Origin of the sequence: Wolbachia endosymbiont of Cardiocondyla obscurior, assembly GCF_902713635.1 — a bacterium.
Taxonomy (GTDB): domain Bacteria; phylum Pseudomonadota; class Alphaproteobacteria; order Rickettsiales; family Anaplasmataceae; genus Wolbachia; species Wolbachia pipientis.
The window spans coordinates 1-11,344 of sequence record NZ_CACTIU010000042.1; the positions used below are offsets into that span (position 1 = coordinate 1).

Here is an 11,344-nt window from a genome sequence, read left to right on the forward strand (position 1 = left end):
TTGTCATTTAATCTGTACAGAGAAGATAAATAAATAGCTTCAGTTTCATGATAAGGGGGCTGGCGGAGTTTGTCAAGAAAGTTTTTTCGTTTCTATTCCCAATAAAAGTGCGTTATATGGTTATGCAAGAAGTCTATTTACCCATTTGCTTAACTTTCTCTCTACTTTTTTTGAGTAAGGCCGCTATTGGCATGACAGACATTCATCGTAGTCAATATCTGTTTTTTGTTGCAATATTTCACTTTTTTTGAATATGTCATGCGAGACCTTATCGGCTCTCTGCATTGATTGTGATCTGCAGTAATATAAGCTCTTCAATCCTTTTTTCCAAGCAAGCATGTGTATTTTGTGCAAGTAACGTTTATGTACGTTGGCAGGTAAGAACAGATTTACTGATTGAGATTGACAAATATACGAAGTTCTATCACTTGCATGTTCTATAATCCATCTTTGGTCAAGCTCGTACGCTGTTTTAAATGTCAATTTTTCATGCTCACTAAGAAAATCTAAATGCTGAACGGAACCCTCGTTTGTTGAAATTGAAGACCATATTTTATCATTGTCTTGATTTTTTTCTGCTAATAGTTTTTGCAAGAATTTATTTCGCACTACAAATGAACCTGTAAGTGTCTTTTGTATGAATACGTTTGCTGCGTATGGTTCTATTCCAGGGGAGGTATTACCTGCAATAATGGAGATCGAGGCAGTAGGAGCAATAGCGAGTTTGTGTGTAAACCTTTCCATTAGATCAACTTCTTTGGCATCAGAACATGCTCCCTTTTCTTCTGCTAATTTTTTAGAAACTATATCTGCTTGCTCGCGTAAATACTTAAATATTTTTTTATTCCATTGTTGTGCTGTTACTGATTCAAAAGGAACCATTTTGCTTTGTAAAAATGAGTGAAAGCCCATCACACCAAGACCAATACTGCGTTCTCTGGCTGCAGAATATTTTGCTCGCTGCATTTCATTCGGTGCTTTATTTATGAAATCTTCCAATACATTATCAAGAAAGCGCATTATATCTTCTATGAAGAGTTTATTGTCTTTCCATTCTTCGTAGTACTCAAGGTTTACGGATGATAGACAACACACAGCAGTGCGTGACTTATTCAGGTGATCATAACCTGTGGTTAAAGTTATTTCACTGCATAGATTTGACATCTTGATGTCTAAGTTGAGCTTTTTGTAAGATTCTGGCTTATTGTTATTTGTTGCATCAAGGAAAATAATGTAAGGTTCTCCAGTTTCAACTCTTGCTGTTAATATTTTGATCCATATATCCCGCGCTTTTACAGTTGAAATAACCTTATTGTTGTGAGGGCTTATTAAATTCCATTCTTGATCATTCTCAACAGCCTGCATAAATTTATCTGTTACTATTACAGCATGATGTATATTTAACGCTTTGCGATTTGGGTCACCGCCTGTTGGCTTGCGTAAATCTAGAAACTCTTCTATCTCCGGATGAGATACAGGAAGGTAGACTGCTGAACTTCCTCGCCTTAGGGATCCCTGACTAATTGCAAGCGTTAGAGCATTTTGCACTACAATAAATGGAACAATTCCTGATGTTTTGCCGCTACCCTTTACGCTTTCGCCTATTGAGCGTAAATTTCCCCAATAACTACCTATGCCTCCTCCACGTGCAGCAAGCCAAACATTTTCGTTCCATAGATCAACTATTCCCTGCAAGCTGTCTTCGGTTTCATTAAGAAAGCAAGAGATAGGTAACCCTCTCTTAGTGCCACCATTGCTGAGTATTGGTGTTGAAGGCATGAACCACAAGTTGCTCATGTAGTCATAAAGACGCTGCGCATGTTCTTTATTATCAGAATAGTAATTAGCAATACGTGCAAAGAGGTCTTGATAACTTTCATTTTCTATTAAATACCTGTCTGATAGAACTGCTTTTCCAAAGTCGGTTAATTTGCTGTCCTTTGCGTAATTAATGGTAATGTTATTCATAAAGTTCCTTTTATTCTTTTATTATATATAGGTACTTAAAAGTCATTTTGAGCGATTTTTAAGTTAGGTTTTTCGGATTTTTTTTTGATGCTGTAATGCAAACAAGATACCGTCAACCTGACTGCCATATATTTTACAGTAACTCATATAACTTATTTGCATATTTATTTCTTTTGCAACATGTTGAACATAACTTTCTGAGTGACGAAAATAGTCTCCTTTGTTTACAAAGTCAATACCTTCACCTTCCTTTCTTCTTATTAAACATACAATAACTCCTTTTTTGCTCGTAGATCTTTTTGCTAATTCCAACTCTTCTTGAAAGTCATGTAGATAATGTAGCACTTCAGCAAAGATAATTACATCATACTGCTGGTTTTTCTCTTGTTTAAGAAACTCTTTCATTTCCATATGTATTAATTCATTGTAAACAGGCTTACCTTTTATAAAGCATCCTCTTGCGATATTTAGCATTCTACTTGAAATGTCAATTCCTGTTATATGGTTTCCAATACTATTTATTTTCAAGAAATGACCACATATTCCAGTTCCACAACCAAGGTCGAGTATATTGAGCTCAGAAGTGGAGTTGTTGAAGATTTTTGTAATTATCATGTGTACAAGTTCATGCCCTCTATATTGTTTGGCAATCAACCAATGCTCAACAAAATATTCACCTGTGTAATCAAAATATTGTCTTATGAGGTTTTTTGGCAATTCTGTAATAGGCGCTGAGTTTGTCATTTTTTTTATATAGTAAGACGCCTCCTCGTGGTCATTATCTAATTTTAGTGCCCTTGTTAAATAATTATAAGCTTTGTTAGTATTCCCTACCGCAAAATGACACCTTCCGATGTTATACCAGACTATAGGTAAATGGGGGTAAAATATGCTAATTAACCAAAATCGTAACTTTGCATCTGATATGCTACCTTTATAAAAGTGATATAAACCGATTTCAATGTTGGTGTTTAACAGGTTCTTAGATTTTTTAAGAAGCACTGTCATTTCTTTATGAAGAGTATTATATTTATTCACAATGAAGTGTTTTACTTTCTTAATATTTAATACGCCAATGAGCTTAGACATACAATTTAAAGCAACGTTTTTTATAAAAGAGAGATTACTTTTCATACGTTAGAAATACTCCGAATGTTTATTATCATTTTTAGGCAATTGATTTTAACACATTTTATCTTACAAAATATCTTTTTTATTAATTTTTACTGTATATATAAGTTTACCACATATTTCTCAGATTATACTGTTTAGGATTGCTAGTATATTGTTGTTGATAATATAAGTAAATGTTTTGTGCAAAAAGGCGTTGACATATTATTTATTAGGTTATAACATATAAAAGATTAATTTAGTTTTTAGATGTTTGACAAGTTTTATGGTAGAGATTAATTTAATCTCAATTCAATTTTAATAATATTTAACTCTGCATATTCTGCATATAGTCGGATAAATAAATTATTAAGAGCACTTGATGGATGCCTTGGCGTTAAGAGGCGATGAAGGACGTGGCAGGCTGCGATAAGCTGTGGGGAATTGTCAACAAATTTTGATCCGCAGATTTCCGAATGGGGAAACCCAACTAGTTTAGCTAGTTATTACGTACTAAGTATGTAAAGCAAACTTGGTGAACTGAAATATCTAAGTAGCCAAAGGAAAAGAAATCAACCGAGATTCTGTTAGTAGTGACGAGCGAAAGCGGAAAAGGCTAGTGATTTAAGAATAAGAATTAGAATACTCTGGAAATAGTAACCATAGAAGGTGATAGTCCTGTATAAATAGAAAGTTTTTAAATCCTTGAGTAGAGCGGGGCACGTGAAATCCTGTTTGAATATGGGGGGACCATCCTCCAAGCCTAAATACTCCTTAACGACCGATAGTGAACAAGTACCGTGAGGGAAAGGTGAAAAGAACCCCGGGAGGGGAGTGAAATAGAATCTGAAATCAAGTGCTTACAAACAGTTGGAGCTCTATATCAATTTATTGATATTTAGAGTGACAGCGTACCTTTTGCATAATGGGTCAGCGAGTTAATCTATGAAGCAAGCTTAAGCCGTTAGGTGTAGGCGTAGCGAAAGCAAGTCTGAATAGGGCGTTTTAGTTTTATGGATTAGACCCGAAACCAAGTGATCTAGTCATGACCAGATTGAAGGTGTGGTAAAACACACTGGAGGATCGAACCAGTTAATGTTGCAACATTATTGGATGAGTTGTGATTAGGGGTGAAAGGCCAATCAAACTTGGAAATAGCTGGTTCTCCGCGAAATCTATTTAGGTAGAGCGTTGTATGTATGTTGTTGGGGGTAGAGCACTGGATAGACTAGGGGGATTCACCGTCTTACCAAATCTAACTAAACTCCGAATACCAACAATTAATTATACAGCAGGCACACTACGGGTGCTAAGTCCGTGGTGAAGAGGGAAACAACCCAGATCACTATCTAAGGTCCCAAAATTACAGCTAAGTGGGGAAGGAAGTAGAAAAACCATTACAGCTAGGAGGTTGGCTTGGAAGCAGCCATCCTTTAAAGAAAGCGTAACAGCTCACTTGTCTAAATAAGTTTTTCTGCGCCGAAAATGTACCGGGGCTAAAGCTGTATACCGAAGATGTGAGTGCTTATTGATTTCGATCAATAGGCGCGGTAGCGGAGCGTTCCGTAAGTCTGTGAAGGTGGTTTGTGAAAACTGCTGGAGATATCGGAAGTGAGAATGCTGACATAAGTAGCGTAAAAGAGTGTGAAAAACACTCTCACCAAAAATCTAAGGGTTCCTACGTTAAGTTAATCTGCGTAGGGTTAGTCGGTTCCTAAGGCGAGTCCGTAAAGGAGTAGTCGATGGCAATTAGGTTAATATTCCTAAACCTCTTAAGTGTGACGGGTTTCGTATTTGTATAGATCTTATTGGATTGATCTATGCTTAAAAGAAGCTCCAGGAAATAGCACTTATATTTATGAGGCCGTACCGCAAACCGACACTGGTGGATGAGTAGAGTATACTAAGGTGTTGAAAGAATGATGTTGAAGGAACTCGGCAAATTATACCTGTAACTTCGGAAGAAGGGTAACCTGCTTTTAGGCAACTATGAGTAGGTGGCACAAAATAGGGAGTAGCGACTGTTTACTAAAAACACAGGACTCTGCAAACACGTAAGTGGAAGTATAGGGTCTGACGCCTGCCCGGTGCTGGAAGGTTAATAGGAAGGGTGCAAGCTCCGAATTGAAGCCCCAGTAAACGGCGGCCGTAACACTGACGGTCCTAAGGTAGCGAAATTCCTTGTCGGGTAAGTTCCGACCCGCACGAATGGCGTAACGATTTCTCCACTGTCTCCAACATCACTTCAGCGAAATTGAATTCCCCGTGCAGATGCGGGGTACCCGCGGTTAGACGAAGAGACCCCGTGCACCTTTACTATAGCTTTACATTGCTATTAAAAGTGTGATGTGCAGGATAGGTGGGAGACTTTGAAGTTATGGCGCTAGCTATAATGGAGTCAACCTTGAGATACCACCCTTTACACTTTTGATATCTAACTATGTTTCATTATCTGGAACTAGGACATTGTATGGTGGGTAGTTTGACTGGGGCGGTCGCCTCCTAAAAAGTAACGGAGGCGTGCGAAGGTAAGCTAGAGCTGGTCGGAAATCAGCTTGATAGTATAATGGCATAAGCTTGCCTGACTGCGAGGCTGACAAGCCAAGCAGAGACGAAAGTCGGTCATAGTGATCCGGTGATTCTGTATGGAAGGGTCATCGCTCAACGGATAAAAGGTACGCCGGGGATAACAGGCTGATGGTGTTCGAGCGTTCATAGCGACGACACCGTTTGGCACCTCGATGTCGACTCATCACATCCTGGGGCTGAAGAAGGTCCCAAGGGTTCGGCTGTTCGCCGATTAAAGTGATACGTGAGTTGGGTTTAGAACGTCGTGAGACAGTTCGGTTTCTATCTGCCGTGGGTGAAGGAAATTTGAGAAGGTCTGACTCTAGTACGAGAGGACCGAGATGGATATACCTCTGGTGTACCAGCTGTTATGCCAATAGCATCGCTGGGTGGCTATGTATAGATGGGATAATTGCTGAAAGCATATAAGCAAGAAACCCTCTTCAAAAAGATTTCCCAATTAAGGCCGTGGAAGACTACCACGTTGATAGGCTAGGTGTGGAAGTATGGTAACATGTGAAGCTAACTAGTACTAATAGCCTGATTGATTTATTTGCTTTCTATATGTGTGTATGCAGTGTTAAATATTAAGTTAAAATTGTTAAGTTAGAAATTTTTATTGACTTGGTGGCTATAGCAAAAATGAACCACCCGATCTCATCTCGAACTCGGAAGTGAAACTTTTTAGCGCTGATGGTACTTGAAAAGGGAGAGTAGGTCGCCGCCAAGTTTATAAAAATTTCTTTGTTAATTAGACAGTAGGTATACTTATATTTTAACTTTCTTGTTTTGTTACTATTCTTTAAGTTTTTACTTTAACTACGATATCTTTTTTTTCTTATATGTTCTTGGTCATTTTCTACATTATTTAGCATTGTTCCTACTTCCCCTAATTGATTCCCTTTTGAAGGAGAATTACTGATTTCTGGTAATATTACATTACCTCCCACTTTTTTAAATAATTCTTCTTGTTGGCGAAATGCTGACCTCCAATCTGTTCCTGTTCCTTTAGGAAGAAATAAGAATTGATACATCTGACCAAAGCCTGTGTTATTTACCTCTTTTATATGCTCTACCATTCACCACACCCATTAACTATTTTTAAAAATTTTACCTATATTATCATAAAAAATATAGTTGTAAATACCTTAATTGAGATTTTTTTTTATTTTATCTTTTTTAAGCAAATAGTTAGATCTTTTTGTAAATTTTTATAACTTGCTTGCATAATGTTTCTATGAGTTAGTATTATGTAGTAGTACCCTATATTACTTATATTTAAAATGTTAATTTTAGCAAGCATTCGTAGTTGCCTTTTTATTTTATTTCTTTTTGCTGCTTTTCCGGTTTTTTTACTGATAGCCAGACCTACTCTAATAGTATGAATGTACTTTTCAGGTTCTCTTTCTTTTATAGCGTACAGTGATATATAAAGCCCACGATAAAAAAGACTGTTGAGTGCTAACTTATTTTTGAAAGCAGAAGAAAAATCTTTTTTTTTATACTTACTATGCGCATAATTTGTTACACCCTAATGAACGGCGCCTATTAAGGATTTTTCTTCCAGCTCTTGTTGCCATACGTGAACGAAATCCGTGTCTGCGCTTTCTTATCAAATTTTTTGGTTGAAATGTTCTCTTCATTGTTTTTATATTAATATAATTATTTATTTTAAATTGTTTTACTTTATTGTCAAATAATGGTGAACTTGTATGACATTTTCGTAGAATAAAATTTGATGCATGGAAGAATGAATTCGGTGATAGTCATACCTGTCTTACTAATCCTTTTATTTTGTTTTAGTAGGTTTCAAGAAGTAAATAAGGTTAAATCTTATCTATATCTTAGTTGTGTATGGATGCTAACTTGGTTGTTAGTATTCTATAATAATTGTTTTGTAACTTTTATTTCTATAGCGTTACTTTTTTTCATGCTTGCTTTTATCTTTAAAAATAAAAGAAATAAGATAATAAAACTTTCGTTATTTGTGGCTTTGGCCATATCATTTTTTATCACTTTATTTATAATGCTGTCTATTTTTATTCAATCCATTAGTTTTTTTAATAAAGTAGCTATTTCAGAATTCTTGTTTTGCTTGAAATGGGGCCACAATGTAGTCACTATCAATGAAGAGAAGATAGGATGTTTTGGTATAGCGCCGCTTTTAGTTGGTACATTACTTATAACTATTATAGCAATGTTAGTTGTCGTTCCGCTTGGTTTATTTTCTGCAATATATATTAGTGAATATGCGAGTGAGAAAGTGCGTTATATTGTTAATACAACTTTGCAAGTTTTGTCTGCTATTCCTACGGTTGTATATGGATATTTCGCGGTTGTGTTTTTGTCTTTCTTTATAAAGCAGGTAGCAAATTTTTTTGGTTTAAGTATACACTCAGAAAGTGCCTTAGTTGCCGGTTTATCGATTGGGATAATGATTCTTCCTTTTATTATTTCTTTACTCGAAGATGCCATAAGATCTGTTCCAAAAAGCTTGCGTTATGGCTTCATGGCACTTGGTGCAACTCCAGCGGAAACTATATGGCATATAACAATACCTTATGCAATGCCTACAATTTTAAGTGCAATTTTATTGTCAATTTCAAGAGTGATAGGTGAAACAATGATTGTGCTAATGGCTGTGGGAATCAACGCAAATTTGACTTTTAACCCTCTTAATTCAGTTACTACCATTACCGTGCAGATCGCTACATTACTTACCGGAGATCAGGATTTCAATAGTGTACAAACTCTTGCTGCTTATGCGCTTAGTTTAGTATTGTTTATTATTACTTGGCTATTAAATGCATTTGCATTGTTTGTAATGAAGCGTAACTAGTAAGCGTTTTAATGTTGCAAAATTTCTATTAATAATATAAAATTTATTTTCTTTAGAAGTTCTTTTATGGAATTATAGTGTTAGGTGATAAAAATAAAGAGATGAATATAGGTAGAGCGATTAAGGTAACTCAAGCAGTTGTTGATATAAAATTTGAAGGTGAATTGCCTAAAATATTTAATGCTTTAAAAAGCAAACTAAAATATAAGGATAAGGAGCTGGTTTTAGAAGTTTCGCAGCATATAGGTGACAATATAGTTCGTTGTATTGCTATGGATAGCACAGATGGCATGTCAAGGGGGGATGAATTTGTTGATACAGGTGCACCAATATCGGTGCCAATTGGGCGTTCAACTTTAGGAAGGATTTTTAATGTTGTTGGAGAGCTTATAGATGAGTGTGGTCCACTGAAGGGAAAGTATAACTTAGAGCCTATACACAGAGCACCTCCAAGTTTTACTGAACAGAGAATACAGGAAGAAGTTTTAGTTACGGGAATAAAAGTTATAGATCTTCTTGCACCTTATCTTAAAGGAGGAAAAATTGGCTTATTTGGTGGAGCCGGTGTTGGTAAAACAGTCCTAATAATGGAATTAATTAATAATATAGCAAAAGCTCATAAAGGATTTTCTGTGTTTGCCGGGGTAGGGGAGAGAACGCGTGAAGGTAACGATCTTTATCACGAGATGATCACTTCAAATGTAATAAATATAAATGAGCATGAAAAATCTCAAGCTGTTTTGGTTTATGGTCAGATGAATGAGCCTCCTGGAGCAAGGGCTAGAGTTGCTTTAACAGCACTTACTATGGCAGAGTATTTTCGTGACCGTGAAAACCAAGATGTTCTATTTTTTGTGGATAATATCTTTAGATTTACACAAGCTGGTTCTGAAATTTCTGCTTTACTTGGAAGAATACCGTCAGCTGTTGGTTATCAGCCAACCCTTGCAACTGATATGGGTGCAATGCAAGAAAGAATAGCTTCAACAACTTCTGGCTCTATTACTTCTGTGCAAGCTATATATGTTCCTGCGGACGATTTGACTGATCCAGCCCCAGCAACTACATTCTCTCACCTTGATGCAACCACAGTGTTGTCAAGGCAAATAGCTGAAATGGGAATATACCCTGCTGTTGATCCACTTGATTCAACTTCTCAGTCTTTATCTGCTGAAATCATTGGTGAAGAACATTATAATGTAGCTTCTGAGGTGAAACGTATATTGCAAACTTATAAATCACTGCAAGATATTATCGCAATACTTGGTATGGATGAGCTATCTGATGAAGATAAAATTATTGTTGATAGGGCTCGTAAGATTCAGAAATTTCTTTCTCAACCTTTTCACGTTGCAGAAATATTTACTGGCATGCCTGGTAAATTTGTTTCACTTTCTGATACTGTTTCCAGTTTTAAAGGGATTGTTGAAGGCAAATATGATCACTTACCAGAGGCTGCTTTTTATATGGTGGGGAATATAGATGAAGCAATAAAAAAGGCTGAATTAATACAAGCTGAAGCTAAATAAAAGTTAAAGATTATGAATACTTTTAAAGTGCAATTTTTCTCTCCTGATGATCAAATTTCATTCAGTGGAGTGGTTTCTCTTTCAGTAACTGGGCTCGAAGGGGAGCTTATGATTTTAGCTCACCATGCTCCTTACTTAATTTATTTATTGCCTGGTATGATTACTGTTAAAATGAGTAACCAAACAGAAAAGAAGGTTGTAATTGATAGTGGCGTATTAGAAGTTGCAAATAATAATTGTAGCATTATAACAAGTCAAATTCAGGTTTTTGATCGTGCAATTCATGATGAGAAATCGTTTAAAAATAAGAGAATTAGTATATATTTAAGTTATCTTGATGAGAAGTTTCTTTCTTAGTTATTTTAGGCAAAAAGTCAATTATCATTCAAGTGGCTATAAGATTTTTGCTCAGGGGGCTCTTTTTTGTCATCCCAGAAACCCCGGGGTGTCATCCCAGTGTCGGAGTACTTTAGGTGTATGATCCCAGAGTGTGATGGTATGGGACCATACACCTAATCAAATAAAAATTAAAGAAGGAGAGTTGGTTGTAACGGTTGGAGATAACGACTTTGTTTTACCTGGAATTTACGTTGGATAAACTACAAAAAATAACAGGTAAAAATCAACGTAAATTTAAGATAAATCGATTTTATTAGTATTATCAAATCAAAATCTGTTTTTAATTAATCAATAATACTTTTTTACATATTTTCATCCCCTTTCATGGATTTTTTAATTTTATAGATGATATCTAATATTATTAGAAGCATTGTAAAATATCTTATGAGAAAAATTATAAAATATATTAGCATTATTGGTATTGCATGTTTAGTATTGTTATTTTTTATATCTAATGTGGAAACACGCGTAAAAACACAGGAAGAACAATTATTCCTAGCTGTAGAAGATGGTAATGCACAAGAAGTAAAACTATTACTCAAAAATGGTGCAGACCCAAATTGACCTTACCCAGAAAAAGTAGAGAGAAAGTTAAGACGTTTTTATCATGAGAATAAATTGTGCAGGAATGCAATAGTTAATAGTAGAATGTCTACGTTATTTGTTATAAAAGATTTCTATGTATTCAAATATGGCAGTTCTGGTTTGTTGAGCGAGAAGTATCAATAAGCAGCTCCCTTTTAAGTGAACTTTTCTGCAACAGAGTTATCGTAACAACAGCCCTTATGGCTCATGCTGGAAATGATGTTTTTTGTATTCAATAGAAATTGGTAATTTTGAGAGGTATACTGTGACCCTTGATCGCTATGTAACAGCAGATTTTTATCGGGTTTGCGTTTATCAACGGCCATCAATAAAGAATCTATAACTA

8 protein-coding genes, 2 rRNA genes and 2 pseudogenes are annotated in these 11,344 nt (G+C 35.7%); 6 read left to right on the forward strand and 6 right to left on the reverse strand.

Going from position 1 to position 11,344, the window contains the following annotated elements; genetic code table 11:
* Positions 1 to 183: 183 nt before the first annotated feature.
* The gene (locus WOCAOBSORBRA_RS03815) at positions 184 to 1,968 is read right to left on the reverse strand and encodes a ribonucleoside-diphosphate reductase subunit alpha (RefSeq protein WP_006280151.1); all 1,785 of its coding nucleotides are present in this window, start codon (positions 1,966 to 1,968) and stop codon (positions 184 to 186) included.
* A 63-nt stretch (positions 1,969 to 2,031) separates the two neighbouring features.
* Positions 2,032 to 3,102, reverse strand: a complete 1,071-nt coding sequence (locus WOCAOBSORBRA_RS03820; protein ID WP_174515967.1) for a methyltransferase domain-containing protein — start codon at positions 3,100 to 3,102, stop codon at positions 2,032 to 2,034.
* A 335-nt stretch (positions 3,103 to 3,437) separates the two neighbouring features.
* Here WOCAOBSORBRA_RS03820 and WOCAOBSORBRA_RS03825 point away from each other — a divergent pair.
* A 23S ribosomal RNA gene (locus WOCAOBSORBRA_RS03825) occupies positions 3,438 to 6,203 on the forward strand.
* A 66-nt stretch (positions 6,204 to 6,269) separates the two neighbouring features.
* Positions 6,270 to 6,376 (forward strand): 5S ribosomal RNA (gene rrf, locus WOCAOBSORBRA_RS03830).
* An 85-nt stretch (positions 6,377 to 6,461) separates the two neighbouring features.
* Here the strand turns inward: rrf and WOCAOBSORBRA_RS03835 are convergent.
* The 3 genes and pseudogenes from WOCAOBSORBRA_RS03835 to rpmH form a co-directional block, all read right to left on the reverse strand.
* Positions 6,462 to 6,725, reverse strand: coding sequence for a hypothetical protein (locus WOCAOBSORBRA_RS03835; protein ID WP_077188558.1), 264 nt, complete (start codon positions 6,723 to 6,725; stop codon positions 6,462 to 6,464).
* 86 nt (positions 6,726 to 6,811) lie between these two features.
* Positions 6,812 to 7,087, reverse strand: a pseudogene (rnpA, locus tag WOCAOBSORBRA_RS06325) (ribonuclease P protein component); the annotation flags it as partial.
* 67 nt (positions 7,088 to 7,154) lie between these two features.
* Positions 7,155 to 7,289: a 50S ribosomal protein L34 gene (rpmH, locus tag WOCAOBSORBRA_RS03845; RefSeq protein WP_006279898.1), complete on the reverse strand. Its 135-nt coding sequence runs from the start codon at positions 7,287 to 7,289 to the stop codon at positions 7,155 to 7,157.
* Positions 7,290 to 7,396: 107 nt separating this feature from the next.
* Here rpmH and pstC point away from each other — a divergent pair, with 107 nt between their 5' ends.
* From pstC to WOCAOBSORBRA_RS03865, 4 genes are all read left to right on the forward strand, one after another.
* Positions 7,397 to 8,485, forward strand: a complete 1,089-nt coding sequence (gene pstC, locus WOCAOBSORBRA_RS03850; RefSeq protein WP_038199744.1) for a phosphate ABC transporter permease subunit PstC — start codon at positions 7,397 to 7,399, stop codon at positions 8,483 to 8,485.
* A gap of 101 nt (positions 8,486 to 8,586) precedes the next feature.
* Entirely contained in the window at positions 8,587 to 10,014 is a 1,428-nt protein-coding gene (atpD, locus tag WOCAOBSORBRA_RS03855) for a F0F1 ATP synthase subunit beta (protein WP_010962432.1), read from the forward strand.
* A 12-nt stretch (positions 10,015 to 10,026) separates the two neighbouring features.
* The gene (locus WOCAOBSORBRA_RS03860) at positions 10,027 to 10,371 is read left to right on the forward strand and encodes a F0F1 ATP synthase subunit epsilon (RefSeq protein WP_006279902.1); all 345 of its coding nucleotides are present in this window, start codon (positions 10,027 to 10,029) and stop codon (positions 10,369 to 10,371) included.
* Between the two features lie 426 nt (positions 10,372 to 10,797).
* Positions 10,798 to 10,977, forward strand: coding sequence for an ankyrin repeat domain-containing protein (locus WOCAOBSORBRA_RS03865; protein WP_238514246.1), 180 nt, complete (start codon positions 10,798 to 10,800; stop codon positions 10,975 to 10,977).
* A 93-nt stretch (positions 10,978 to 11,070) separates the two neighbouring features.
* Here the strand turns inward: WOCAOBSORBRA_RS03865 and WOCAOBSORBRA_RS03870 are convergent.
* Positions 11,071 to 11,344, reverse strand: a pseudogene (locus tag WOCAOBSORBRA_RS03870) (transposase); the annotation flags it as partial.

Coding starts and splice junctions, on each gene's coding strand:
- WOCAOBSORBRA_RS03835 (WP_077188558.1), bottom strand. CDS start 6,725: ATGGTAGAGCATATAAAAGAGGTAAATAACACAGGCTTTGGTCAGATG.
- pstC (WP_038199744.1), top strand. CDS start 7,397: ATGAATTCGGTGATAGTCATACCTGTCTTACTAATCCTTTTATTTTGT.
- WOCAOBSORBRA_RS03865 (WP_238514246.1), top strand. CDS start 10,798: ATGAGAAAAATTATAAAATATATTAGCATTATTGGTATTGCATGTTTA.
- WOCAOBSORBRA_RS03860 (WP_006279902.1), top strand. CDS start 10,027: ATGAATACTTTTAAAGTGCAATTTTTCTCTCCTGATGATCAAATTTCA.
- atpD (WP_010962432.1), top strand. CDS start 8,587: ATGAATATAGGTAGAGCGATTAAGGTAACTCAAGCAGTTGTTGATATA.
- WOCAOBSORBRA_RS03820 (WP_174515967.1), bottom strand. CDS start 3,102: ATGAAAAGTAATCTCTCTTTTATAAAAAACGTTGCTTTAAATTGTATG.
- WOCAOBSORBRA_RS03815 (WP_006280151.1), bottom strand. CDS start 1,968: ATGAATAACATTACCATTAATTACGCAAAGGACAGCAAATTAACCGAC.
- rpmH (WP_006279898.1), bottom strand. CDS start 7,289: ATGAAGAGAACATTTCAACCAAAAAATTTGATAAGAAAGCGCAGACAC.